This is a genomic window from Microtetraspora glauca, from assembly GCF_040656155.1.
GTDB lineage: Bacteria > Actinomycetota > Actinomycetes > Streptosporangiales > Streptosporangiaceae > Microtetraspora > Microtetraspora glauca.
Genome location: NZ_JBFALK010000016.1, coordinates 1 through 23,994 on the forward strand (window position 1 = coordinate 1; position 23,994 = coordinate 23,994).

The 23,994-nt window shown below is 72.1% G+C and carries 23 protein-coding genes; 11 read left to right on the forward strand and 12 right to left on the reverse strand.

The window, feature by feature from the left end; all coding sequences use genetic code 11:
• On the forward strand, positions 1 to 206 hold a 206-nt coding region (locus AB0I59_RS27045), incomplete at its 5' end, for a hypothetical protein (protein WP_358137256.1).
• A gap of 196 nt (positions 207 to 402) precedes the next feature.
• Complete coding sequence (locus AB0I59_RS27050; protein WP_358137259.1) at positions 403 to 1,365, forward strand: LysR family transcriptional regulator; 963 nt, start codon at positions 403 to 405, stop codon at positions 1,363 to 1,365.
• Here the strand turns inward: AB0I59_RS27050 and AB0I59_RS27055 are convergent.
• The 6 genes from AB0I59_RS27055 to AB0I59_RS27080 all read right to left on the reverse strand — a co-directional run bounded on the left by AB0I59_RS27055 (position 1,352) and on the right by AB0I59_RS27080 (position 7,767).
• Entirely contained in the window at positions 1,352 to 2,200 is an 849-nt protein-coding gene (locus AB0I59_RS27055) for an alpha/beta fold hydrolase (RefSeq protein ID WP_061252790.1), read from the reverse strand. The genes AB0I59_RS27050 and AB0I59_RS27055 overlap by 14 nt on opposite strands.
• 122 nt (positions 2,201 to 2,322) lie before the next feature.
• Positions 2,323 to 3,111, reverse strand: coding sequence for an ATP-binding cassette domain-containing protein (locus AB0I59_RS27060; protein WP_061252789.1), 789 nt, complete (start codon positions 3,109 to 3,111; stop codon positions 2,323 to 2,325).
• Positions 3,108 to 4,142, reverse strand: coding sequence for an ABC transporter ATP-binding protein (locus AB0I59_RS27065; protein WP_358137262.1), 1,035 nt, complete (start codon positions 4,140 to 4,142; stop codon positions 3,108 to 3,110). Before AB0I59_RS27065 ends, AB0I59_RS27060 begins: the two co-directional genes overlap by 4 nt.
• The gene (locus tag AB0I59_RS27070) at positions 4,135 to 5,121 is read right to left on the reverse strand and encodes an ABC transporter permease (RefSeq protein ID WP_358137265.1); all 987 of its coding nucleotides are present in this window, start codon (positions 5,119 to 5,121) and stop codon (positions 4,135 to 4,137) included. Before AB0I59_RS27070 ends, AB0I59_RS27065 begins: the two co-directional genes overlap by 8 nt.
• Positions 5,118 to 6,077, reverse strand: a complete 960-nt coding sequence (locus AB0I59_RS27075) for an ABC transporter permease (protein WP_358137268.1) — start codon at positions 6,075 to 6,077, stop codon at positions 5,118 to 5,120. The genes AB0I59_RS27070 and AB0I59_RS27075 overlap by 4 nt, the downstream gene beginning before the upstream one ends.
• Positions 6,064 to 7,767 carry an ABC transporter substrate-binding protein gene (locus AB0I59_RS27080; protein ID WP_358137271.1) on the reverse strand — a complete coding sequence of 568 codons (1,704 nt, stop codon included), beginning with the start codon at positions 7,765 to 7,767 and terminating at the stop codon, positions 6,064 to 6,066. The genes AB0I59_RS27075 and AB0I59_RS27080 overlap by 14 nt, the downstream gene beginning before the upstream one ends.
• A gap of 435 nt (positions 7,768 to 8,202) precedes the next feature.
• On the opposite strand from AB0I59_RS27080, the gene AB0I59_RS27085 reads away from it, so the two are divergent.
• The 6 genes from AB0I59_RS27085 to AB0I59_RS27110 all read left to right on the forward strand — a co-directional run bounded on the left by AB0I59_RS27085 (position 8,203) and on the right by AB0I59_RS27110 (position 13,788).
• Positions 8,203 to 8,676 (forward strand): carboxymuconolactone decarboxylase family protein, encoded by a 474-nt coding sequence (locus AB0I59_RS27085; protein ID WP_061252785.1) that lies wholly within the window; start codon positions 8,203 to 8,205, stop codon positions 8,674 to 8,676.
• Positions 8,677 to 8,832: 156 nt separating this feature from the next.
• Positions 8,833 to 9,756 carry an RNA polymerase sigma-70 factor gene (locus AB0I59_RS27090; RefSeq protein ID WP_061252784.1) on the forward strand — a complete coding sequence of 308 codons (924 nt, stop codon included), beginning with the start codon at positions 8,833 to 8,835 and terminating at the stop codon, positions 9,754 to 9,756.
• A gap of 204 nt (positions 9,757 to 9,960) precedes the next feature.
• Positions 9,961 to 11,052, forward strand: a complete 1,092-nt coding sequence (locus tag AB0I59_RS27095; protein ID WP_358137274.1) for an acyl-CoA dehydrogenase family protein — start codon at positions 9,961 to 9,963, stop codon at positions 11,050 to 11,052.
• Positions 11,049 to 12,155 carry an acyl-CoA dehydrogenase family protein gene (locus AB0I59_RS27100; RefSeq protein WP_358137277.1) on the forward strand — a complete coding sequence of 369 codons (1,107 nt, stop codon included), beginning with the start codon at positions 11,049 to 11,051 and terminating at the stop codon, positions 12,153 to 12,155. Before AB0I59_RS27095 ends, AB0I59_RS27100 begins: the two co-directional genes overlap by 4 nt.
• Positions 12,152 to 12,976, forward strand: a complete 825-nt coding sequence (locus tag AB0I59_RS27105; RefSeq protein ID WP_061252781.1) for an SDR family NAD(P)-dependent oxidoreductase — start codon at positions 12,152 to 12,154, stop codon at positions 12,974 to 12,976. The genes AB0I59_RS27100 and AB0I59_RS27105 overlap by 4 nt, the downstream gene beginning before the upstream one ends.
• A complete protein-coding gene (locus AB0I59_RS27110; protein WP_358137280.1) occupies positions 12,976 to 13,788 on the forward strand; it encodes a FadR/GntR family transcriptional regulator in 813 nt (270 codons plus the stop codon). Before AB0I59_RS27105 ends, AB0I59_RS27110 begins: the two co-directional genes overlap by 1 nt.
• Before the next feature lie 69 nt (positions 13,789 to 13,857).
• On the opposite strand, the gene AB0I59_RS27115 is transcribed toward AB0I59_RS27110, so the two are convergent.
• The 6 genes from AB0I59_RS27115 to AB0I59_RS27140 are packed head-to-tail and all read right to left on the reverse strand — an operon-like array spanning position 13,858 to position 20,600.
• Complete coding sequence (locus tag AB0I59_RS27115) at positions 13,858 to 14,811, reverse strand: acyl-CoA dehydrogenase family protein (protein WP_358137283.1); 954 nt, start codon at positions 14,809 to 14,811, stop codon at positions 13,858 to 13,860.
• Positions 14,801 to 15,967: an acyl-CoA dehydrogenase family protein gene (locus AB0I59_RS27120; protein WP_358137286.1), complete on the reverse strand. Its 1,167-nt coding sequence runs from the start codon at positions 15,965 to 15,967 to the stop codon at positions 14,801 to 14,803. The genes AB0I59_RS27115 and AB0I59_RS27120 overlap by 11 nt, the downstream gene beginning before the upstream one ends.
• Positions 15,968 to 17,179 carry an ABC transporter substrate-binding protein gene (locus AB0I59_RS27125; protein WP_358137289.1) on the reverse strand — a complete coding sequence of 404 codons (1,212 nt, stop codon included), beginning with the start codon at positions 17,177 to 17,179 and terminating at the stop codon, positions 15,968 to 15,970.
• 39 nt (positions 17,180 to 17,218) lie between these two features.
• Positions 17,219 to 17,914: an ABC transporter ATP-binding protein gene (locus AB0I59_RS27130; RefSeq protein WP_358137292.1), complete on the reverse strand. Its 696-nt coding sequence runs from the start codon at positions 17,912 to 17,914 to the stop codon at positions 17,219 to 17,221.
• Positions 17,911 to 19,722 (reverse strand): branched-chain amino acid ABC transporter ATP-binding protein/permease, encoded by a 1,812-nt coding sequence (locus AB0I59_RS27135; RefSeq protein WP_358137295.1) that lies wholly within the window; start codon positions 19,720 to 19,722, stop codon positions 17,911 to 17,913. The genes AB0I59_RS27130 and AB0I59_RS27135 overlap by 4 nt, the downstream gene beginning before the upstream one ends.
• Positions 19,722 to 20,600: a branched-chain amino acid ABC transporter permease gene (locus AB0I59_RS27140; RefSeq protein WP_061252775.1), complete on the reverse strand. Its 879-nt coding sequence runs from the start codon at positions 20,598 to 20,600 to the stop codon at positions 19,722 to 19,724. Before AB0I59_RS27140 ends, AB0I59_RS27135 begins: the two co-directional genes overlap by 1 nt.
• Before the next feature lie 115 nt (positions 20,601 to 20,715).
• Here AB0I59_RS27140 and AB0I59_RS27145 point away from each other — a divergent pair, with 115 nt between their 5' ends.
• The 3 genes from AB0I59_RS27145 to AB0I59_RS27155 are packed head-to-tail and all read left to right on the forward strand — an operon-like array spanning position 20,716 to position 23,965.
• Positions 20,716 to 21,525: an enoyl-CoA hydratase/isomerase family protein gene (locus tag AB0I59_RS27145; RefSeq protein ID WP_061252774.1), complete on the forward strand. Its 810-nt coding sequence runs from the start codon at positions 20,716 to 20,718 to the stop codon at positions 21,523 to 21,525.
• On the forward strand, positions 21,522 to 23,144 hold the full coding sequence (locus tag AB0I59_RS27150; RefSeq protein ID WP_358137299.1) for a class I adenylate-forming enzyme family protein: 1,623 nt from the start codon (positions 21,522 to 21,524) through the stop codon (positions 23,142 to 23,144). Before AB0I59_RS27145 ends, AB0I59_RS27150 begins: the two co-directional genes overlap by 4 nt.
• Complete coding sequence (locus tag AB0I59_RS27155) at positions 23,144 to 23,965, forward strand: SDR family NAD(P)-dependent oxidoreductase (RefSeq protein WP_358137302.1); 822 nt, start codon at positions 23,144 to 23,146, stop codon at positions 23,963 to 23,965. Before AB0I59_RS27150 ends, AB0I59_RS27155 begins: the two co-directional genes overlap by 1 nt.
• Positions 23,966 to 23,994 lie beyond the last annotated feature (29 nt).

Consider the following 23,994-nt stretch of genomic DNA (forward strand, 5'->3'; position numbering starts at 1 on the left):
GAACCGTCGTCTACACCTACGGCAAGTGCGCGCTGCACGACCTGCGGCGCACGATCGGCACCACGGCGATGGAGAACCTGCTGAGGAACTACGCCAGCGCCCACTGGTACGGGATCTCGACCACCGCCGAGTTCAAGGCCGCCGCCCAGGCCGCCACCTCGGTCGACCTGTCATCGTTCTGGACCACCCACCGCATTGACGGCTGAGCGAACCCGCACGCTCACGAGTCCGGGCCTCGACCGGGGCCCGGACTTTCCGCCGGTGAACACTCACGTGCGGCAGGACACCCCATGCCGGAGCGCCCCGCGTCCGGAAGCGCCCGCTACCATCGGGGTCCCCCGGTCCCGCCTCGCGGATGCCCCCACCGCGACGGACGCCCGGCCGACTCGCGACGGAGCCCGCGTGCCCACGATCGACCCCCGACGTCTCCTCGTCCTTCGCGCCTTCGTGCTGTCCGACTCGGTCACCGCGACCGCGGCGGCGCTGCACCTGACGCCGTCCGCGGTGTCGCAGCAGCTCGCGGCGCTCGAACGCGAGGTGGGCCACGCGCTCGTCGTGCGCACGGGGCGCAAGCTGGCGCTCACGCCGGCCGGGCGCATCCTCGCCGGGCATGCCGAGGAGATCAGCTCCCGGCTGAAGATCGCCGAGGCCGACCTGGCCGCGCACGCGGGCGGCGTCCTCGGGCAGCTCCGGATCGGCGCCTTCCCCACGGCGATCAGCTGGTTGGTGGCACCCGCCATCGTCGAGCTGCGCCGCCAGGCGCCGGGCGTCGACGTCACGGTCGTCGACGCGGAGGCGCACATGAGCCACCGGATGCTGATGCGCGGCGATATCGACGTGACCGTCAGCCTGGAGTACGAGTCCGGCCCCGAGCGCGACTCCCCCGACATCGTGAAGTTCCCGCTCTACATCGAGCGGTTCAAGGCCGTCCTCCCCCACGCGCATCCGCTGGCCGGCGAGGAGGGCATCGGGCTCACCCAGCTCACCGAGGAGGGCTGGATCATGCCCTCGCCCGGTAACCCGTGCCGCACGATGGTGCTGCAGGCGTGCGCCGAGCTCGGCTTCCACCCGCCGATCTCCCACGTCTCGGACGACTACCGCGCCGCGCTGGCGCTGGTCGCCGCCGAGGCGGGGATCTGCCTGGTGCCGGAGTCCGCGCTCTCCGCCCGCGACGCCGACTGGGTGACGATCCTGCCGACGCGCGGCATCGCGCCGCTGCGCAAGGTGATCATGACGACGCGGCGCGACAACCAGGGCCACCCCGTCGTACGCGCGGGGCTGGAGGCGATGCGGGCCGCTGTCGCCGATCCGGACTCGGAGACCTACGGCCCGCTCGCGCGGTCCGACACCTTCAGCGTGGAGTGACGGCTCCGGCCGACGGCGCGTTCTCGCGGAGGAAGGCGTCGACGTGCCGGTGGTACTCGTCCGGCTTGTCGCGGCGCACGCAGTGGTGGGCGCCCTCGATCACGACGACGTCGAAGCCGGGTGCGACGGCCGTGAGGCGCTCACGGGAGTGCTTGTCGACGATGACGTCGCCGGTGCCGGTGATGAGCAGCGCCGGTACGCCGGCCGGGCCGACCGTGATCTGCCGCGCGGTCGGCGTCCAGATCCGGCGCTTCTCGTGGAGCCGCTGCTCCATGTAGTCGGTGTCGACGGCCTTCATCGCCTCGGCGAGCGGGCGAAGCTCCTGCTCCGCCCAGTGGGGGTTGAGCTCGCGCTGCATGTCCATGAGCTCCTCGACCGACGCCGTGTCGGCGTAGTCGAAGGGATCCTTGACGGTCTGCTCGACGCTGAGCCACGGGTTGGGACCGGCCTCCGGCACCCACCACGGCGGGTCCTCGAGCACGACGCCGGCCACGAGGTGCGGGGCGTCGGCGGCGACGAAGGCGGCGATCCGCGCGCCCATGGAGTGCCCGACGACGAGCGTCTTGCGCCCGGTCTCGTCGAGCATGTCCTTGAGGATGTCGATCGCGTCCTGCACCATCACGTCGGTGGACGGAACGCCCTCGTGCTCGGGCCGGCGGCTGGGCGACTTCCCATGGCCCCGGGCGTCCGGCGCCACGATGTGGTAGTCACCGCCCCAGCGGTCGACGGCGTCGCCGTAGCACGCGCCGGACTCCACGGCACCGTGCAGGATGAGGATGGCGGGCGCATCTGCTGCGTCCCGCCCGTACTTTCGGACGAACAGGTCGGTTCCCACGTGTCCTCATTCAGTACTTTGTCGCGCCGGCCTCCGGCCGGCTCACGACGGGGTGGTCGTTCGGTGAGTCATGGTTCATGATCGTGACACGCCTGGTCGGCGTCGCGCAACGCTCCCGCAGGTCAGGCCGGCAGCTCCGCCTCCGGTGTCGCCTCGACCAGCGCGCGCGTGCAGGGGTGCTGCGGGGAGCGGAAGATCTCGTCGGACGGGCCGGTCTCGACGATGCGGCCGCGCTGCATGACGGCGACGCGGTCGCTGTAGAGCCGGATCACCGCCAGGTCGTGGCTGACGTGGAGGAACGAGATCCCCTGGTCGCGCTGCAGGTCGGCCAGCAGGTTGAGGATCTGGGCACGCACCGACACGTCGAGCGCCGAGGTCGGCTCGTCCGCGATGATCAGGTCCGGCTTGAGGGCGAGCGCGCGCGCCACGGCGACGCGCTGGAGCTGCCCGCCGGACGCTTCGTGCGGGTAGCGCCCCAGGTAGTCGGCACCGAGGCCGACCGACTCCAGCAGCGCGACCAGCTCGGCGGTCGACGTCGTCTCGCCGTGCGCACGGAAGACGTTCTCCAGCGTCTGCCGCACGGTCTGCCGCGGGTTCAGCGACGCCAACGGATCCTGGAAGACCATGGCGACGTTGCGCCGCAGCCGCCGCAGTCCTCGCCGGCCGAGGCGTGCGATGTCCTGCCCGTCCGTACGGACGGTGCCGGACGTCGGCACCACCAGGCCGTTGGCCATCCGCGCCAGCGTGGACTTGCCCGAGCCGGACTCACCGACCAGGCCGAGCGCCTCGCCCCGCTCGACGTGGAGCGAGACGCCGTCGACGGCGAGGAAGCCCTTGCGCCCGCGTCCGAATCCACCGGCGGTGCGGTAGCGCTTGCTGACGTCGGTCATCTCCAGGATCGGCTCGCTCACCGGGCGACCTCCTTCAGTGCGGGGAGACGGTCGAGGTGGCAGGCCGCAAGGTGCGGGCCGCCGCCCTCGCTGGTCGGGCGGACGGTGGGCAGCGGTGCCTCGACGACACAGCGCTCGCCGACTTGGTCCGCGAGGCCGCAGCGCGGCGCGAAGGCGCAACCCGGCCCGGCGTCGCGCAGCGACGTGGGCGCGCCGGGGATGGCGCGGAGCCGGGTCCGCTCTCCTCCAGTGTCGAGCCGGGCGTCCAGCCGCGGCGTGGCCGCGCGGAGACCGGCGGTGTACGGGTGGGCGGGTTGCTCGAAGATGTCGCGGAGGCTGCCGTACTCGGCCTGGCGGCCGGCGTACAGCACGAGGACGTCGTCCGCCGCTCTCCCCACCACCCCGAAGTCGTGGCTGATCAGGAGCATCGCCATGCCGTACTCCCGCTGGAGCTCGCGGAGCAGGGCCAGGATCTGCGCCTGCACCGTCACGTCGAGCGCGGTGGTCGGCTCGTCGGCGATGAGGAGCGCCGGCCGGTTCACCAGGGCCATCGCGATCACCGCGCGTTGCCGCATGCCGCCGGAGAACTCGTGCGGGAAGCGGCGTACGGCGTCCGCGGGCTCGGGGATGCCGACCCGGTCGAGCATCTCGACCGCACGGGCCCGCGCAGCGCGGCGGGTGACCGACGGGTCGTGCAGGCGGACCGCCTGGGCGATGTGCGCACCGATGTCGAGGTACGGGCTGAGCGCGGACATCGAGTCCTGGAACACCATGGCCACGTCGGAGCCGCGGGCCCGGCGCAGCTCGCGCTCGTCGGCGGAGAGCATCTCCCGGCCGGCGACGACGATCCGGCCTCGGGCGCTCGCCCCGCGCGGCAGCAGCCGCATGATCGCCCGGCCGGTGATCGTCTTGCCCGACCCCGACTCGCCGACCACGGCGAGCGTGCGGCCGCCGTCCAGACTCACGGAGAGGTCCCGTACGACATCGGCGGTGACGCCGCCGCTGGTGAACGAGACGCACAGGTCCTCGACCTGGAGTACGGGGTCAGGCACGGCGGATCCTCGGATCGAGAAGCGGCATCAGCAGGTCGGCGATCAGGTTGCCGACGATGATGAGGAAGGCGGAGAAGAGCGTCACCCCGACGACGATGCTCAGGTCGGACTCGTTCACGCCGGACAGCAGCAGGTCGCCGAGCCCGTGCAGGCTGAACACCTTCTCCGCGATCACCGACCCGCCCAGGAGCGCGGTGACGTCGAGCGCGAACATCGCCACGACCGGCACCATCACGCCGCGGACGGCGTGCCGGTTCACCTGCCGCGTCGACGCGCCGCGCGCGGTCATCGCGACGAGGTGGTCGGCCGAGAGCTCGTTGAGGAGCTGGGTGCGGGTGACCCGGATGTAGCCGGCGGCGAGGATGAACGACAGCACCATCCACGGGCCGATCAGGTGCCAGGCCCAGTCCGTCGGTGACTCCGAGAACGACACGAAGCCGGAGTACGGCAGCGCGTTGAGCATGAAGCCGAAGACCTGGAGGACGAGCAGGCCGACGAGGAAGGTCGGCACCGACAGCCCGAACATCGCGAAGCCGGTCGAGAACCGGTCGACGATCCCGCCCTTGCGTATCGCCGACAACGCGCCGAGGCCGATGCCCACGACGAGGCACAGGACGGCCGCGCCGAACGCGAGCGACAACGTGACGGGCAGCCGCTCGGCGATGAGCGTCGTGACGTCGCTGCGGTTCGGGAACGAGTAGCCGAAGCAGGGCGCGTCGCAGTGCACCCGCTGGGCGCCCTCGCCGTACGTACGGCCGACGAAGAGGCCCTTCACGAACTCGGTGTACTGCCACACCGCGCTCTGGTCGGTCTGCATGTAGGCGCTGACCTTGGCCCGGGTCTCGGGCGGGCACGGCTTGCCGCACATGGCGCGGGCCGGGTCCTTCGAGGCCCCGAAGAAGAGGGCTATCGTCACGAAGGCGATCGCGAGGAGCATGAACACCGCGGTGACCATGCGGCGGGCGATATAGACGATCATGCAGCATCCTCCGTGCGCACGTCGAGGACGTCGCGGAGCGCGTCACCGGCGAGCGTGGCGCCGAATACGATCAGGAACACCACGGCGCCCGGGAAGAGCATGTACCAGACGTCCGCACCGCTGTAGATCCACGGCAGCGAGTCCGAGAGCAGCTTGCCGAGGTCGGGGACGTCGCCACGCAGGCCGACGCCGAGGAACGACAGTCCCGCGACGACGCTGACGTTGCCGGGCAGCGACATCGCGAACAGGACGACGACCAGGCCGAAGAGGTGCGGCAGCATCTCGCGGCGGATGATCTGCCAGGGCGGAGCCCCGGTCGCGCGCGCCGCCTCGACGAAGGCGCGGGCGTTGATGGCGCCGGCCTGGGCGCCGATGATCCGGGCCGGGGTAACCCAGCCGAAGAAGGCCAGTACCAGCACGAGGACCAGGCCCCGCGGCATCTCCGGCGGCACGATCGCCATGATCGCGATGACGAACATCAGGCCCGGGAAGCCGAACATGAAGTCGATCACCCGCCCAGCGACGGCGTTGAGCCAGCCGCCGAAGTACCCCATCGCCGTACCGAGGACGGCGGCGAAGGCGATCGACAGGATGCTCGCCCCGAACGCGATGAACAGCGACGAGCGGATGCCGTAGACGATCTGGGCGAACAGGTCGACGCCCGTCACCGGGACGACGCCGAGCCAGTGGTCGGCGCTGACGCCACCGAAGGCGCCCAGCGGACGGCCGCCGTCCGGGTCGAGCAGGTCGGTGTGCAAGGTGCTCGGGTCCTGTCCCTCGATCCACACGAGCAGCGGGGCGCAGAGCCCCGCGACGAGTGGCACCACCAGCATGATCAGGCCGGCGACGCCGGACCGCTTCCGGAGGAAACGGCCGAGGACCGACCGCTTCCGGAGGAATCGGCCGAGGGCCGGCGTACCCCGGCCCTCCGCCTGCTGGATCTCAGCGATCGACACGGACGACCAGCTCGTTCGCGAACGGCGGGTAGGCGGGGATGAAGTAGTTCTTGATCTTCGAACCGGCCAGGGCCTGCGTGCGCTGCACGAGGATCGGCACGATCGGGGCGTCCTCCATGATCTGCTTGTCGATCGCGGCCCACATCTCGGCGGCCTTGTCGAGGTTCGGCTCCGCGGTAGCGGCCTCGATCGCGGCGTCCACCTTGGGGTTGGAGAACTTCGAGGCGTTGCCGCCGCCGTTGCCGATCTCGCTCGACGCGAACAGCGGCTGGATGGTGCTCATGCCGCTCGGGAAGTCCGCTCCCCAGCCGTTCGTCGTCATGTCGTAGTCGCCGTCGGCGGACGAGATGAGCTCGTACCAGGTGTCGCCGTCGAGGCCCTTGAGCTCGACCTTGACGCCGACCCGCGCCAGCGAGTTCTTGATGCTCTGGGCTTCCTTCTCCTCGATCGCACTCACGTCGGTCGGGTAGGTCAGCGTGAGCTTCAGGTCGGAGACGCCGGCGTCGGCGAGCAGTTCCTTCGCCTTGTCGACGTTGCCGGTGGCACCGCCGTCGTACAGGTTGTACTCGGTGTAGCCGGGGATGCCGGGCGTCATGATGGTCGAGGTGATCTGGCCGCCGAACTTCGGGCCGCCGTACACGCTCTGCAGCTCGGCCTTGTTGATCGCGTAGTTGATCGCCTGCCGCACGCGGACGTCGGAGAGGACCGGGCGCTTGACGTTCATGGCGAGGTAGCGGAAGTAGCCCGACGGGCTGTTGGCCATGCGGCCCGAGATCGAGGGGTCGGACTCGATCCGCTGGAACTGCGACGGCGAGATGAGCGCGTTGCTGATCGCGGTCTTGTCCTCGCCCTTGTCGTCGATGAGGCGCTGCACGATCGTGTCGTTGTTCAGGCCCATGTCGAGAACGATCTTGTCCGGGCCGGCGAACCGTACCTGGTCGGTGTCGGCCTTCCAGTTCGGGTTGCGTTCCAGCACCGCCTGCGAGCCCTTGCGGAAGCTCGTCACCTGGTACGGGCCGCTGGCGACCGGGTGCTCGCCGTACGTCTCCGGCTCGGTGTCGGCCGCAGCCGGCACCGGCGCGAAGGCCGGCATGCTGACGATCCACGGCCAGTTGCCGAACGGACGCGTCAGATGGAAGACGATCTTGTGGTCGTCGACGACCTCGATGGAGTCGAGCTCCTTTCCGTCGTACGGGCCGTCGTAGTCGGTGCCGCCGACCAGCAGCGTCTTGTGGTAGCCGAGGCCACCCTGGAACATCGGCGCGAACGACCGCTCGATGCCGTACTTCACGTCCTGCGCGGTGATCGGGCTGCCGTCGGAGAACTTCAGGCCCTCCTGCAGCGTGAAGGTCCACGTCTTGCCGCCGTCGTCCGTCTTACCGGTGTCGGTGGCGAGGTCCGGCACGAGGATCGTGTCCTTGTCCGGGAACGTCTGCCACGACGTCAGCCCGCGGTGCACCCACCGCAGCCGGGTGGTCGGCACCATCTGCGCCTTGGCGGTCTCGAAGGACTCGGTCGCGCGCCGCGAGAGGTAGTGCAGGGTCCCGCCCTGGGGCACGGACTCGAGCGCCGTCGTGTCCTTGTCCTTCGTCGGCTCGGTGGACTGCGAGTTCGCGTTGCAGCCCGCCGTCACGAGGGCCAGGACGAGCGCGAGCCCTGCGGGCGCCACTCTCCGGGATCGATTCGCCATAGATCGCGCTTCCTGTGAGGCGGTCCCGATCGGTCGGGTCCGCTGCTTGGATCTCAGGAAGGGAGTCTGTTGGCGGGCGAGAGCGCGCGTCCATCGAGGAGTTCTACAGGGGATCTTTCAGAAAATCTGAAAGATCGCGGAGATCTGCGCGCGCGGCGTCCACGATAGCCCGGCGGTCCCGGTGGCAGGAAGCCCGCGGCGCACACCCCCGGGCGGGACCTGGCGTACGCCTTATGACGCCGATCTCCCCCGCCGACGACACCCGTATCAACGCCCTGCACAGAGGGTGGTGTCGGTGGCCGGCCCAGCAGATCGACGCCGAGTTCGCCGGGCCCGGCGACCGGGAGACGCAGGTCTCATTTCGTCCATGTCACAGGGAGGCGGGCTACCCCGTCTCAGGGGGTGTAGCAACGGACGACCACAGAGGAGCACACCATGGACGCGCGACTGAACTACTTCGCCGACCCGACCGCCGGCAAGGCCCTCAAGTACTTCATGGCGGCGGGCAAGGCGCTCAAGGACTCGCCACTGCCGACCGCCACGCAGGAGCTGGTGGCGCTTCGCGTAAGTCAGATCAACGGCTGCGCAGTCTGCATCGACATGCACACCAAAGAGGCCGCCGCTGCCGGCGAGACCTCGGTGCGGCTGAACCTGGTCGCGGCGTGGCGGGAGGCCACGGTCTTCACCGAGGCCGAGCGTGCCGCGCTGGAACTGGCGGAGGAGGGGACCCGGGTCGCGGATGCGGCCGGTGGGGTCAGCGACGAGGTGTGGGCCTACGCCGCCAAGCACCATGACGAGGAGCAGCTCACCGCCCTGGTGATCCTTGTCTCCTTCATGAACACGGTGAACCGGCTGAATATCATCACCCAGCAGCCGGCCGGCAACTACGAGCCCGGGCAGTTCCAGTGAACGGCATCAGCAACTGGCTCGGGGTCCGGCTGCGGGCTCCGGGCCCCGGGCTCGGGGACATCGCTCTGGCCTGCCGGTGGTCTGGATGATCACCAGAAGATGCCTGCGCCAGCGAGTACGGCAGGGTGGGAGGGTTTCAAGGGGAGGGGATTGGGCGTGAGCAAGGTCGAGGAGTTCGAGGAGCTGCGGCCGCTGCTGTTTTCGATCGCCTATCGGATTCTGGGCAGTGTGGGTGAGGCCGAGGACGCGGTGCAGGAGACATGGCTGCGCTTCGACGGCTCGGCGACCCGGCCCGCGTCGACCAAGGCTCTTCTGTCGGCCGCGGTGACGCGGATCTCGATCGATGTGCTGCGCTCGGCCCGCGTCCGGCGGGAGGCGTACGTCGGGCCGTGGTTCCCCGAGCCGCTGCTCGCCGACCCTTACCAGGACCCGGAGCGGTCAGCGGAGCTGGCCGACTCGGTGTCGATGGCGGCCTTGGTGCTGCTGGAGCGGCTCAGCCCGCTCGAGCGGGCGGTCTTCGTGCTGCGGGAGGTGTTCGGCTTCGGGTTCGACGATGTCGCTGCGGCGGTGGGGCGGTCGGAGGCGGCGTGCCGGCAGTTGCTGGTGCGGGCGCGGCGACATATGGAGGCCGGGCGGCCGCGCTTCGAAGCGGTTCGCAAAGAGCGGGAGGAACTGGCGTCGCGGTTCTTCGACGCCCTCCGCGAAGGCGACGTCGCCGGCCTGCGAGAACTGCTCGCCGCCGACGTGTCGATGGTCGGCGACGGCGGTGGCAAGGCCCCGCAGTTGGCCAGGGCCGTCGTCGGCGCCGAGAACGTGGCCCGGCTGCTTGCCTCCGTCTTCCCGCGGATGGCCCGGATCGACGTGACGTTCGAGCCGCACGAGGTCAACGGCCAGCCGGGCGCGATCTTCCTCGACCGGGACGGCAAGGTGCTCCACATCCTGGCGCTCGATGTACTCGACGGGCAGATCCAGACGATCCGCTCGGTGATCAACCCCGACAAGCTCGGGCACGTGGGCCCAGTAGCGGACGCCTGGGCGATCGACCGCGCACTGAGACAGGCACGCCGGCCCACGGAATAACGGCAACAGCCGACCGCACCTCGAGACTACGTCACCGCCCTGGGCGGAACGCTCCACGTCTTCTTCCGCGCCCGCTCACCCGACCAGTTGCCGGCCACCGCGGCTCCAAGAGGTAACATCTAAATCATATATAGGCAAAGGCGAAAATCCGGTACCATCTGCCTTGATGGCGATCCCACACCATTGAGGAGAATCCGGACAAAGATGACGGACTGGCAGCTTCTAGCCCCGGACGAGGACGCCCTCGCCCTCGCCGACACCGCCCGCGCCCAGTTCCGATCGCTGCACGGCGCGGCGGCCATGCGTGCCGCCCTCGACGGCGGTGTGCCGGACGGGTGGGAGACGGTCGCGGACGGCGGCTACGCCGACATCGGGATACCCGAGGACCTCGGCGGGATCGGCCGGATGATCGACCTGGTGGTCATGCTCGAAGAAGCCGGGCGCGCCCTGCTGACCGCTCCCCTGCTGGCGTCGGCACTCGCGTACCGGACGCAGGTCGCGGCCGGAGTGCACCGCGAGGACTTCCGGCGGGCGCCCGCGGGCTTCGGGATCGCCGAGGGGGTCGTCGACGGGGACGACGGGAACGACGGGAACGGCCGGTGCCACGTCGAGCGGGCGCGCGTCCTGGGCGGCCCCGGTGCCGCCGCGTTCACCCTGATCGTGAAGGGACCGGACCGGGCGTGGGTCGTCGTGGTCGATCCGGAGGCCGAGGGGGTCGAGCCGGTAGGGCAGGCGACCCTGATCGACCCCTCCCGGCCGCTCCCGGTGTTCCGGCTCGGGGGCGAGGCAGGCGTGGCCTGCGCCGAGTGCCGGGAGCTGCCGCTCGGCGACCTGGACCGGATGCTGGCGGGAGCCCGCGCCTGTGTCGCCGCCGACCTGGTGGGGACCGCCGCGGGCGCCCTGGACGCGGCCGTCGCACACGTGCTCCAGCGCAGGCAGTTCGGCCGGGCCATCGGCACCTTCCAGGCGGTGAAGCACCGGCTCGCGGACGCCTACACGGCGGTCGAACAGGCCCGCAGCCTCGCCTACGGCGCGGCCCTGAGCCTGGCCGGGGAGCCGCCCGGCGACTCGGCCACCCGGGACTGCCTGCTGGCCAACGCGGTCGCGGCCGAGACGGCCGTCCGGGTCGCGTCGCTGTTCACCCAGCTGATGGGCGCCATGGGGGTCACCTTCGAGGCGGACTGCCACCTGTTCCTGCGGCGCGCCCACCAGACGGCCTGCCTGCTCGGGGAGCCGGACGACCTGTACCTGGCGGCGGCGCGGATCGAGCGGATCGAAAGGCGGATCTCCCGATGACGGATGTGACCTCCGAGTTCGAGGCGTTCCTCGACGGCTTCCTGCCCGCCGACTACGCCGAGAACTACCAGCGCTACCGCCGCGACGTGAAGCTCCGCACCGAGTACCAGGCCACCGCGTTCGACGCGGGCTGGCTGATCCCCGAGTGGGGCCCAGGTGAGGGCGGGCGCGACCTGAGTGTCCCCGACGCGCTGGCCGTCAAGCTCGCCGGCGCGCGCCGCCGGGTGCCGCGGCTGATGAACATCCAGGGCGTCGGGGTCGCGGCGCCGGCCATCCGGGCGTTCGGCACCGCCGCCCAGCGGGAGCGGCTGCTCCGGCCGGCCGCGCGCGGGGACGAGTGGTGGGCGCTCGGCATGTCGGAGCCCGGCGCCGGGTCCGACCTCGCCGCGCTGCGCACGACGGCGACGCTCGCCGACGGGGTGTTCACCGTCAACGGCCAGAAGGTGTGGACGACGCAGGCGGACGAGGCCAGGTGGTGCACGCTGTATGTCCGCACCGACCCGGAGGCCAGGCCGCACCGCGGCATCTCCTGTCTGGTCCTCGACCTGCGCAGCCCCGGGGTGGAGGTCCGGCCGATCCGCACCGCCGGGCCGGCGGTCGAGTCCTTCAGCGAGGTCTTCCTCGACGACGTGAAGGTGCCCGAGGAGGCGCTGCTGGGCCCGCTGCACGGCGGCTGGGGCGTGGCCATGTCCAGCCTCGAACACGAGCGGGACATGATCTGGATCAACACCTGGCTGGAGACCACCCGGGCGCTGGAACCCACGCTGACAGCGCCGGAGCTGTCGGAGCACCAGCTCGTCCGGCTGGGCCGGTCGCTGGCGGACGCGGAGGGGGTGCGGCTGACCGGGCTGCGGACCGCCGCCCAGCGGTGGGCGGGCCTGCCGTCCCCCGCGTCGTCGATCCTCAAGCTGCTCGGCTCGGAGTCGGTGCAGCGCGCGGCCCTGCTGTCGCTGGAGACCGCCGGGGCGCGGGCGTTCGACGACCCCGCCCTCTTCGACGAGCGCCTCGAATCGCTGGGCGCCACCATCTACGGCGGCACGTCGGAGATCCAACGCAACATCATCGCGGAGCGTACGCTCGGACTACCGAAAGGCACGCCATGACAGACACCCACCCCCTGCTGGGCAGGACAGCCGTCGTGTCCGGGGCCGGGCGCGGACTGGGCCGGGCGATCTCCACCGCGCTGGCCGGGGCGGGCGCCGTGGTGTGCGGCGTCTCCCGCAACGCGGAGGAGCTGGAAAGCCTCGCGGCGGAGATCAAGGCCGCGGGCGGCCAGGCGTACGCCTTCCCCGCCGACATCCGCAGCTCCGCCGACCTGGACCGGCTGCGCGACGCGGTGCTGGCCGAGGTGGGTGGCGTCGACATCCTGGTGAACAACGCCGGCAACCTGGTCAAGCGGCCGGTCGTCCCGCTGCCCGTGGACGAGGCGTCCGGGGAGAAGGTGGGGCAGCCCGGCTCGGGGCCGGCCGGCGTCGCCATGACCGACGAGGAGTGGGACTCGGTGCTGGACACGCACGTCCGCGGATCACTCCACCTCGTGAGATCATTCGTTCCGGGGATGCTGGAGCGGGGGCGCGGCCGGGTGATCAACATCGCATCGAGCAGCGTCGCCCGGTCGGCCAACCTGACGGTGAGCTACCAGGTCGCCAAGGGCGCCATCGCCCAGCTCACCCGGGCGCTCGCCAAGGAGTGGGCGGCGTTCGGCGTCACCGTCAACACCATCGCTCCAGGGCACTTCCGCACCAGCATGACGCAGGCTCTTCACGACAGTCCCGAAGGTCAGGCCTGGCTGAAGGAGCGCATCCCGATGCGGCGCACCGGCGACCCCAGGGAGCTGGGGGCGCTGGCCGTCCACCTGTCGGGGGACCTCGCTTCGTTCATCACCGGCCAGACCATCTTCATCGACGGCGGTGAAACACTCTGATGACCGAGTCCGAGATCCCACCACGCCCCCGCCGCATGCCGTTGCGGACACCCCGGGTGGCCGAGGCCCTGGCGGCGCAGCTCAGGCTGCGCATCCTGGAAGGTGATCTCGCCGACGGGGCGGAACTGCCCACGGAGCCGGTGCTGCTCCAGGAGTACCCGGTCAGCCGGCCGAGCCTCCGCGAGGCGTTCCGCATCCTCGAGACGGAGGGGCTGGTGGTCGTCCGGCGCGGCAAGCGCGGCGGCACCGTCATCAAGGCCCCGACCCCCGGGTCCGCCGCGTACCACATGGGGCTGCTGCTGCACGCGCGCGCCACCCCCATGCGGGACCTGGCGGCGGCCCGCAACCTGCTGGAGCCGCTGTGCGCGGAGCACGCGGCCCGCCGCGACGACCACTCGGCCGTCGCCGAACGGCTCCGGCAGCTCAACGACGAGGCCGCGCAGGTCGTGGAGGACGGGCCGGCGTTCACCGGGGCGTCGGTCAGGTTCCACGAGGGGCTGGTGGACGCGGCCGGCAACGAGACGCTCCGGGTGGTCGTCGGGATGCTGGAGAGCGTCTGGAGCGTGCAGGAGCGGGGGTGGGCCCGCCGGGCGTACGACGAGGCGAGCTACCCGGCGGTGGACCGGCGGCACGCGGTGCTGCGGGCGCACGGCGCCATCGAGAAGGCCATCGAGGCGGGGGACGCGGCGCTGGCCGGCAAGCTCATGCGGGCGCACCTGGAGGCGTCGCAGCTTTACGTCGCCTCGGACGACGCCCCGCCGGTCCAGGTGCTGGACGAGTACGGCAACCCGCGCATGGATTCCCGGGACTGACCGGCGACCACGAACCGGTACGCGAAGGCCGGCCAGGTCCTGGACCTGGCCGGCCTTTCCGTTCGCGGGCTACCGCCACGCGGCCACCGGGTAGATGCCGTCGAACCCCTCCGCGGCGACGGCCCGCGCCAGCAGATCGGTCGACCTGATCCGCCCGGCCGGCCGGTGCAGCACGCTCTGCAGGTGGCGGTCGATCACGGTGAGGTCGTGCTCCTCGCACAGGCCCATGGCGCCCAGCACCTGATGCCCGTTGGCCAGTACCGTGTTCGCCGCCTCGATCATCTGCACCCGCAGCGCCAGCAGGTCGGCGGACCGCGCCTCGCCCCGGCGGACGAGCCACCACGCGTGCAGCGCCAGCTCCTCCAGCCCGTCGAGCGCGAGGGAGATGTCCGCGACGCGCCACCGGATCTCGCCGAACTTGCCGATCGGCTTGCCGAACTGCTGCCGATCCCGGGCGTGCGTCACCGCCAGCTCGGCGGCGGCGGCGAGCGCGCCGGCGACCCAGAAGGCGTCGAGCAGCATGCGCATCGCCGTCACCCGCGCCGCGTCCACGCCCGGCACCTCTGCGCCCAGGACGGCGTCGGACGCGAACGGGTCCAGCGGCGCCGGACGCGGCGCACCGGCCGTCACCCGGCGGGCGACACCCCGGTCCAGGTCGACGGCGACCGCGTCGCGCAGCAGGTCCGCGTGGTCCAGCCGTCCGGTGTCCCCCGAGGCCAGGTGGACGCCGCCGACGTCACCGCGCAGGTCCGCGGGTACGGCCAGCTCGTGCGCCAGCGGCCAGGGCAGCACGACGGCGCCCGCCGCCCGGGCCGCCAGCATGATGGCGGCCGACTCGTCCTCCTCGCCCCACGGATCGAGGCCGCGCAGGCCGAGCCGGTCCAGGGCGGGCGCGACGAGCGCCTCCCGCCGGGTCCGGTCCGCCTCGGCGGCGCGCGCGAGGTCCACCCCGCCCAGCGCGTCGAGGGCCCCGGTCACGCTCTCCTGGTAGGCGACGGCCGCCTGTGGCCAGTCACGACGCACGCCGGTCCCCCTCGATCGACGACCGGGCGACGAGCATGCGCTGCACCTCGATGGTGCCGGACGCGATGGTCGCCGAACGGGCGTACCGGAACACGTCCTCGACGTGGCCGAGCAGGCCGGCCGACGGGTCGGGAACGAGGGCGTCGGCGCCGGAGACGTCGAGAGCCAGCTGAGCCACCTCCTGGTCGAGTTGGATGGAGGCCAGCCGCGCGGTGGAGGCCTCCCGGTCGGTGAGCCGACCGGCGTCGTTCAGCGCGACGGCGCGGTAGTTGAGCAGCCGGGCCACCCGGGCGTGCACCAGTGCGCGGGCGTACTCGTGCAGCGCGGCCGGTTCGGCCAGGGACGGGTGGCCCGCCAGCGCGGCGAGCACCCGCTCGTCCCGGGCGTATCGGGAGATGCCGATCCGCTCGTGCTTCATCACCCGCCGGATGACGTCCCAGCCGCGGCCGACCTCGCCGAGCACCGCGCCGGGGCCGACCCGGACGTCGTCGAAGAACACCTCGTTGAGGTGCTGCTCACCCATGATCGAGTCGATCGGGACGACCCGGATGCCGGGTGAGTCCATCGGCACCAGGAAGACGGTGATGCCGTCGTGCTTGGCCGTCCCCCTGCCGCTGCGGGCGGCGAGGAAGCACCACTGTGCCAGTCCCGCGTACGAGGTCCAGACCTTCTGGCCGTTCAGCACCCACTCGCCGTCATGGAGCTCGGCGTTCAGCTGCAGCGAGGCGAGGTCGGAGCCCGCGCCGGGTTCGCTGAACCCCTGGCACCACACGGCCGTGCCGGAGGAGATGGCGGGCAGGTGGACGGCCTTCTGCTCCGGCGTGCCGACCTCCATGATCACCGGCCCGACCCAGTTCAGGCCCATGTACTGCGGGCCGCGGGGCTCGAAGTGCGCCCACATCTCCTCGCGCAGGACGGCCTGCTGCCAGATGTCGGTGCCGGCGCCCCCGTACTCCTCGGGCCAGCTGAGCGTGAGGAGCTGCTCCTCGGCGAGCCGCCGGACGACCCTGGTCACCACCGACTGGACCGCCTGGTCCGGGGAGAACGAGGTCGTCCAGTCGTCGGGGAGGAGCTCTGCCAGCAGGGCCCGCAGGCGGCCGCGCAACGCGTCCGCCCGCGTTCCCAGCCGGAGATCCACTGAGGTCTCCTCGGGCATCTACTCTCCTGTACTCACGGCGGCTTCGACACACTTGCCGTCCGGGCACGGCTGAGCGGGTACGAAGACGCCGAGCTGGTCGGCATCGATTCCGATGCGCTTGTCGGGACCGAACGTGTACGTGCCGTTGGCGCCCTGGAAGGTTCCCCCGGAGACGAGCGCCTTCTTGATCGCGTCGGCCTCGGTGGACTTGGCCTGCTGCGACGCCTGGGTCACCAGCAGCGCCCAGTCGAAGGAGACCGCGCCCACCGAGTCGAGGGCGTTGAACTCGGTCTTGCCCTTGGCCTTGAGGTAGAGCTTGACGAAGTCCGCCGTGATCGACGCGTCGCCGGTCGAGGACGACAGGAACGTCTTGGCGATGGGCCCGGCGGCGAGGGTCTTCTTCATCCCCTCCGGGATGAGCTCGGTGGTCGCCGGGTCGCCGATGCCGAGCACCGCGGACATCTGCGGGTTCCAGCCGATCTTGTTCAGGCTGGACATGGTGGCGACCAGCGGGGCGCCGTACGACCAGACGATGAGCGATTCGGCGCCCGAGTCCTTGAGCTTGGTGAGCTGCGCGGTCACGTCCGAGGCGGTGTTCGGGAAGCTCTCGTGCACGATCTTCACGTCCGGGAACCGGCTCTGCGCGATGGCGAGCGTGTCCTTGGTCTGCGAGGTGCCGAAGGCCGAGGAGTCGTCGAGCATGGCGACCGTCTTGCCGGCCGACGCCGCGTACGCCAGCAGCGGCGTGATCGAGGTCTCTCCGGAGGTGCCGGCACCGGTGCTGAACGCGTACTTGTACCGCTTGGAGTCGCCGACGTCGGCCGCGATCGAGCCGATGCCGCCGGCGGTGTCGCCGGGCACCTTCACCTGGTTGAGCACGTCCTGCACGGGCGGGAACGCCTCGGTGGTGAAGTACAGCGCGGACACGCCGTCCTGGGCGAGCGCCCGGGTGGCGGCGACGGCCGCGGTCGGCTCGCCCTTGGTGTCCCGCTGCTCGATCACGATCTTCGTGCCGGGGTTGTGCTGCTGCACGTACTCGGCGCCGGCCTTGAGCCCGGCCAGCGAGTTCTGACCGCTCGGGGAGAGCGGGCCGGTGAGCGCCCCGACGAAACCGATCTTGATGGTGGAGCCTTCGGCCTGGTCGCCGGAGGATCCGTCGTCGCCACACGCGGCGAGCGCGAGCAGCGCCGCGCACACCATGGCGGTGCCCACTGTGGCACGTGTCCTCATGGGGGGTCGTCCTTCCTGGGGGGTTTCCGTGGGGGTGGGTCAGGAGAGGTAGGCGGCCTGCAGCAGGTCGGGCAGTTCCGGGTCGGTGCCGCGCACCCGGTGCGCGACGTGCCCGTGCCGCAGCACCACGACGTCCGCCTCCAGCTTCTGGGCGACCTCGACCCGCTGTTCGACCAGCAGGACGGCGAACCCGGCGTCGCGCAGGTCGGCGAGGATCTCGATGGTCCGGCCGACCAGCTTGGGCGACAGGCCGTTCGTCGGCTCGTCCAGCATGATCACGCGGGGTGCGCCGGCCACCGCGCGGGCGATGGCGAGCATCTGCTGCTGGCCGCCGGACAGGCCGCCCGCGGGGCGCTGCAGCATCGGGCGCAGCTCGGGCAGCAGGTCGAGCGGGTCGAGTTCGGGCTTGTGGGCCGCGCGGGCCGCGGCGACTCGGAGGTTCTCGGCCACCGACAGGCTCTTGAACACGTGCCGGCCCTCCAGCACGTGGCCGAGCCCGGCCCGGGCCCGCCTGCTCGCCGGGAGGTTGTCGAGGCGCAGGTCGTCCAGCCAGATCCCGCCGCCGGCCGACTCCAGCCCGCCGATGCTGCGCAGCGTGGAGGTCTTCCCGGCGCCGTTGGCGCCCAGCAGGGCCAGGCAGGTGCCGGGCTCGACGGTGAGGGACAGGTCCTCGACGGCGGTGACGCCGCCGTACCGGACGCGCAGCGCGTCCACCTTGAGCCGGCCGCCGTTCACGCGACCCCCATGTACGCGGCGCGGACGCTGTCCACGCTGTGCAGGTCCCCGGGCTCGCCCTCCCACAGCACCGTGCCGAGGTCGAGGACGACGACCCGGTCGACCAGGCGGCTGATCATGTCCAGGTGGTGTTCGACGATCACGACGGCCACTCCCGCTGCGGCGACGTCACTGACGACGCGCTCGAATCCTTCGATCTCCGCGGCCGACAGCCCGGCCGCGGGTTCGTCCAGGAGGAGGACCTCCGGACAGGTGCCGAGGGCCATGGCGGCCTCAAGGAAGCGAAGCTGGCCGTGGCTCATCACCCGGCTCTCCCGGGTGCCGGCGGCCGGGTCGTGCGGGTCGAGGCCGCCGAGCTCCAGCAGGGTGAGCGCGCCGCGCCGGCAGGCGTCCCGCATCGCCTCGTCACGTTCCCCGTGGACGGCCGGGAGCGCGAGGTGCTCCTCGATGCTCATGCCGGGGAACGTCTTCGGGGTCTGGAAGGTGCGGGACACGCCGCGCTTGGCGACCGCAGCGGCGCCCAGGCCGCCGAGGTCCGTCCCGTGCAGGGTGATCCGGCCGGCGGTCGGCGGGTAGTGCCCGGACACGACGTTGAGCAGCGTCGTCTTGCCCGACCCGTTCGGCCCGATGAGGCCGACGATCTCTCCGCGCCGCAGCTCCATCGACACCCCGCCGAGCGCGTCCACGCCGCCGAAGCTGCGCCGCAGGTCGGTGACCTTCAGGATCGGCTCGCCGGGCGCGCGCTCCGGCACCTCCACCTCCGGAGTGGCGGCCAGGTCGCGCAGCGCCTGAGGGGCGGGCGCCGCGGTGCGGCTGAACAGGCCGCGCGGCCGCAGCCGCATGAGCACGATCAGCAGCGCGCCGTACAGCAGGTTGTTCAGGTGCGGGTACGCGTCGAGGCGCAGCGGGATCAGCACGAGCAGCACCGCGCCGACGACCGGGCCGAGCCGGGAGCCGCTGCCGCCGAGCACCACCATGACCAGGAACAGGATGGACAGGTTGGAGGAGAAGGCGTCCGGCGAGATGTAGGCGGACAGGAACGAGAACAGCCCTCCGCTGAGCGCGCCCAGCGCGGACCCGGCGGCGAAGGCGACGACCTTGGTGAGGTAGCCGGAGACGCCGAGCGCGGACGCGCCGATCGGCTCGTCGCGGACCGCGACGGTGGCCCGGCCCAGGCGGGACGTCCGGTACCGGGCGTGCAGCCAGTAGCTGACGCTCGCCACGACGACGATCACGATCGCCACGACCCACGGGGTCGAGACCGGCTCGCCGCCGAACCACAACCGGGCGTCGATGCCGGCCAGGCCGTTGTTGCCGCCGGTCACCGACTGGAACTGGATGAGCATGTCGTTGACGACGAGCATCAGGCCGAGCGACATCATGGCCAGGCCGATCGCGCCCAGCCGTCCGGCCGGGAACCCGGCCAGCGCCCCGGCGGCGAGCCCGGCGAGCGCGGCGACCGGCAGCGCCGCCCAGATCGGCCAGCCGTGCGAGACCACCAGAACGGCGGTGACGTAGGCGCCGATGGCGAACGACGCGCCCTGCCCGAGGGACAGCGCGCCGGCGTAGCCGGTGGTGATGTTGAGTCCCAGCGTGGCGACCGCGTACAGGCACACCAGTTGCAGGACGTAGCCGTTGTAGGACAGCGGGCCCCACAGGGCCAGCAGCGCCGTCGCCGTGACCAGCAGCGCCGCGCTGTGCGCGGCGGGCCTGGCGAGCACCCGCCGGACGGGCGCGGGGGTGGCGTCGTGGCCGCGTGCCGCCGCGGCGCGCAGGGTCCGGGACAGGGCGGAGAGCCGGTACGACATCACACCGCCCGCACCGGTGCCGCGCCGAACAGGCCGTGCGGGCGCACCACGTAGACGACGACCAGCAGCAGGAACACCGTCAAGTTCACCGTGAGGCTGCCGACGTGGACCCCGGCGAACTGGCTGACCACGCCGATCACCAGGCCGCCGGCGACGGCGCCGCCGATGCTGCCCATGCCGCCGATCGCGGTGGCCACGAACCCGTAGAAGGTGTACGACAGCCCCAGCGACGGGGTGACGAGCTGGGTGGAGGCCACCAGCACCCCTGTCACCGCGGCGACCAGCGCGGACAGCACCGTGGCGATCTGCGAGGCGCGGGCCCGGGAGATGCCGATCGCCTCCGCGCCGTCGAGGTCGTCGGCGATCGCGCGCAGCTCCAGCCCGATCCGGGTGCGCCGGTAGAACACGACGAGCAGTCCGGCGACGACGAACAGCGCGGCGACCGCGGTCAGCTCGGCGGGCGACACCGCCAGGCCGGCCAGGTCGAACCGGTGCTTGCTGACGCCGTACGTGAAGTTGCGGGACTCCCCGCTGTAGGGGACGGCCAGCAGTTCGGCCAGGACCACGCTGACCGCGAGGGTGGACAGCAGCCAGGAGGCGGACTGGCCCGACTGCACGAACGGCCGCACCGCGGTCCACTCGACGGTGAGCGCCACCACCACCATCACGGCGAGCGCGGCCACGTAGGCGAGCCAGACCGGCAGGCCGGCGCCCACCGCCACCAGCACCGACATGGGCATGAGCATCACCATCTGCCCGTGGGCGAAGTTGATGACGCCGGTCGTCGTGAACAGCGTGGCGAAGCCGACCGCAACCAACCCGTAGATCGCGCCGTCCGCCAGACCCGGCACGAGCACCGTCTGGAGGAACTCATCCATGGGGGGACCCGCTCCCGGCGTGTGACATGACGTCTCTCTTCACCATGGCGCGAAACGTATATATGATTTGGATGACAGTCAAGAAGGGCGTCTCGGCGCCCATGGGGAGGCGCCCGTGTCGGGGAAGAGCGGCCGAGCAGGCCTGGAACGTGCGGATGGGGTGCTGCTCAGCACGGTCGTCGGCGGGACGCTCGTCGTGACCCTCAACCGTCCGAAATCCGCCAACGCCCTCGACGACGAGCTCATGGACGGGCTGGCGGACCTGTGGCGGGCGGCGGCCGGGGCGCCGGAGCTGCGCGCGGTGCTGCTCACTGGCGCGGGCAAGGCGTTCTGCGCCGGGGCGGACGTGTCCATGCTCTCGGTGCCGAGGGCGAAGGTGGGCGACACCGCGGCCGAGGAGCTCGATTTCCTGCCCGGACCGCGCCTGGGGGTACCGGTGATCGTCGCGGTGAACGGGGTGTGCGCCGGAGGCGGCCTGCACTTCGTGGCGGACGCCGACATCTGCATCGCGTCGCCGGCGGCCCGCTTCCTGGACCCGCACGTCAGCGTCGGCCAGGTGTCCGCGCTGGAACCGCTGCAGCTGCGCATGCGGATGCGGCCGGACCTGCTGACCCGCCTCGTCCTGCTCGGCCGGCACGAGTCGCTGTCGGCCGAGCGGGCCGAGCGCGCCGGTCTCGTCTCCGAGGTCGTCGAACCGGACGCGCTCGTCGACCGGGGGATGGAACTGGCCGCGATGATCGGGCGGAACTCGCCGGAGGCGGTGCGGCTCAGCCGCCGGGTGCTGCGCACGTTCGAGGAACGGCTCATCGCCACCGACATGGACCTCGGCTGGGAACTGATCCGGCGGCACCGGTACCATCCGGACGCCGTCGAGGGCCCGGCCGCCTTCCTGGACAAGCGCGAACCGAAGTGGACGACGTCGTGAAGACAGCCGACTGGAACCGCAGGCCGCGGGTGGTCACCCCCGAGCTCGCGGACGTCTGGCGCCGCCGGGGCTTCCTCACCGAGGAGCGGATCGGCGACCTGCTGGACCACGGGGCGACGCGGTGGCCGGACCGACCGGCGATCATCACCACGCACGGTGAGACGAGCTTCGCCGATCTGGCCGCGAAGTCCGCCGCGGTCGCGCGGACCCTGATCGCCGGCGGGGTACGGCCGGGTGACGCCGTCTGCTGGCTGCTGCCGACCGGCCCGGACGCCGTCGCCGTCGCGGCGGCGATCTGGCGGATCGGGGCGATCAGCAGCCCGATCGTGCCGCTGTACGGCCCGCGCGAGATCCGCACCGTGCTGGACCAGATCCGGCCGGCGGCCATCGTCACGTACGCCGACGACCGGCGCCGGGCCTTCCCGGACGAGTTCGACGAGGCACTGCGCGACCTCTCGCACGAGCCCGCCGTACGGCTGCTCACCACCGGCCGGTCGGCGGGCTGGCGGGCGGCGGACCAGGCCGGGACCGGTTCGCTGCCGTCCGGGATCGAGCCCGCCGCCCCCGCGGACCCCTGCCTGGTGCTGTTCACCTCGGGTACCGAGTCCGAGCCCAAGGGCGTGGTGCACTCCGTGGCAGGGCTGCGGCACGAGCTGCGGATGACCGTCGTGGAGTGGGGCCTGACGTTTCGCGACCGGATGGTGATGGCCTCCCCCATCACGCACATCACCGGCCTGCTGCAGGGCTTCATGATCCCCTGCCGGGTGGGGGCCGCCGCGGTGCTGATGGAACGCTGGGACCCGGCCGCGTGCGCCGAGCTGGCCGACCGGACCGGCGCGACCTACATGGCGGGCGCGACGCCGTTCCTGCGCGAGCTGCTCGACGTGTACGCCGCCGGCGGGCGCGACCGGTCGCCGCTGCGCCAGTACTGCTGCGGCGGCGCGGCGGTGCCGCCGGACCTCATCCGGCGCGCCGACGAGCTGGGCATCGCGGCGTACCGGGCGTGGGGCATGACCGAGCTACCCACCGCGACGCTGCCCAACGAGCTGGACCCGCTGGAGTTCCGGGCGGAGACCGACGGCCGGCTCGCGCCGGGCGTGGAGCTGCGCGTCGTTGACCCCTCGGGGCGGGACGTCGAGCCGGGCGAGGTGGGCGAACTGCTGCTGCACGGCCCGGAGATGATGCTCGGTTACGTGCGCGAGGAGCTGAACGCGCAGGCGTTCACCCCTGACGGCTGGTTCCGCACCGGGGACCTCGGCTCGCTGGCCGCCGACGGGCAGGTGCGGGTCACCGGGCGGCTGAAGGACGTCATCAACCGCGGCGGCGAGAAGTTCTCGGCCAGGGAGATCGAGGACGCCATCGTGAGACACCCCGACGTGGCGGCCGTGGCGATCGTCCCGGTGCCCGGCGGCCGGCTCGGTGAGCGGATCGGCGCGGCCGTCGTCTCGGAGCGGGAGGACCTGACCCTGGAGGAGGTCGGCCGCGCGGTGACCGGCCAGGGGCTGGCCCGGCACAAGCAGCCGGAGCTGCTGCGGGTGGTCCGCTCGCTGCCGACCAACCCGACCGGCAAGATCAACAAGGCCGCGGTGGCCGAGCTGTTCGACCCGGAAACCGACTGATGGGCGGCCTGCTTGACGGGCGCTGCGTCGTCGTGACGGGCGCCGGGACGGGCCTGGGCCGCGCCTACGCGCTCGCGTGCGCGGCCCACGGCGCCGGGGTCGTGGTCAACGACGTGGACGGAGCCGCCGCGCACGCCGTGGCCGCGGAGATCGCCGCCGCCGGCGGGTACGCGGTGGCGGAACCGGGCTCCGCCGGGTCGTGGGAGGTGGCGGCCCGGCTGGCCGGGACGGCGGAGCTGGAGTTCGGCCGGCTCGACGGCCTCGTGGCCAACGCCGGGATCACCCACCACGCCCCGCCGTGGGAGGAGGACGAGGCGCGGCTGCGGCTGATCACCGAGGTCAACGTGCTCGGCGTGCAGTTCGCCGCGGTGCACGCCATGCGGGCGATGGTCCGGCGGGGCGCCGGCGGGTCGATCGTCACGGTCGTGTCCGGCGCCCGGTTCGGCATCCCCGGCATGAGCGCCTACGGCGCCACGAAGGGGGCGGTGGCCGCGATGACCGCCGGCTGGGCGCGGGACTGCGCGTCCGCCGGCATCCGGGTCAACGCCGTGTCGCCGCTGGCCGAGACCGGCATGGCGGCGCTGGACACCCGGCCCGACCGGCCCGCGATGGGCGCGCCCGGGGACGTGGCGCCGGTGGTGGTCGCGCTGCTCAGCGACGCCACCAGCGGCGTGACCGGCCGGATCGTCCGCTTCGACGGCACCGATCTCGGCGTGTACACGCCGGAAGCCCTCACCCCGGTCACCGGCTGGACGGCCGGGGACCCCGCCGAGTCGATCGCGGGGGTCCTGGCCCGGCTCGGCGGCCCCGCCGCGGCCTGAACGCCCCCTGTCCACCCCGGCCCGGGTCC

Bases quoted from the DNA above. Each gene is read 5' to 3' on its own strand.
- AB0I59_RS27100 (WP_358137277.1), top strand. From the start codon at position 11,049: ATGACGGATGTGACCTCCGAGTTCGAGGCGTTCCTCGACGGCTTCCTG.
- AB0I59_RS27105 (WP_061252781.1), top strand. From the start codon at position 12,152: ATGACAGACACCCACCCCCTGCTGGGCAGGACAGCCGTCGTGTCCGGG.
- AB0I59_RS27120 (WP_358137286.1), bottom strand. From the start codon at position 15,967: ATGCCCGAGGAGACCTCAGTGGATCTCCGGCTGGGAACGCGGGCGGAC.
- AB0I59_RS27125 (WP_358137289.1), bottom strand. From the start codon at position 17,179: ATGAGGACACGTGCCACAGTGGGCACCGCCATGGTGTGCGCGGCGCTG.
- AB0I59_RS27140 (WP_061252775.1), bottom strand. From the start codon at position 20,600: ATGGATGAGTTCCTCCAGACGGTGCTCGTGCCGGGTCTGGCGGACGGC.
- AB0I59_RS27095 (WP_358137274.1), top strand. From the start codon at position 9,961: ATGACGGACTGGCAGCTTCTAGCCCCGGACGAGGACGCCCTCGCCCTC.
- AB0I59_RS27080 (WP_358137271.1), bottom strand. From the start codon at position 7,767: ATGGCGAATCGATCCCGGAGAGTGGCGCCCGCAGGGCTCGCGCTCGTC.
- AB0I59_RS27070 (WP_358137265.1), bottom strand. From the start codon at position 5,121: ATGATCGTCTATATCGCCCGCCGCATGGTCACCGCGGTGTTCATGCTC.
- AB0I59_RS27085 (WP_061252785.1), top strand. From the start codon at position 8,203: ATGGACGCGCGACTGAACTACTTCGCCGACCCGACCGCCGGCAAGGCC.
- AB0I59_RS27155 (WP_358137302.1), top strand. From the start codon at position 23,144: ATGGGCGGCCTGCTTGACGGGCGCTGCGTCGTCGTGACGGGCGCCGGG.
- AB0I59_RS27135 (WP_358137295.1), bottom strand. From the start codon at position 19,722: ATGTCGTACCGGCTCTCCGCCCTGTCCCGGACCCTGCGCGCCGCGGCG.
- AB0I59_RS27110 (WP_358137280.1), top strand. From the start codon at position 12,976: ATGACCGAGTCCGAGATCCCACCACGCCCCCGCCGCATGCCGTTGCGG.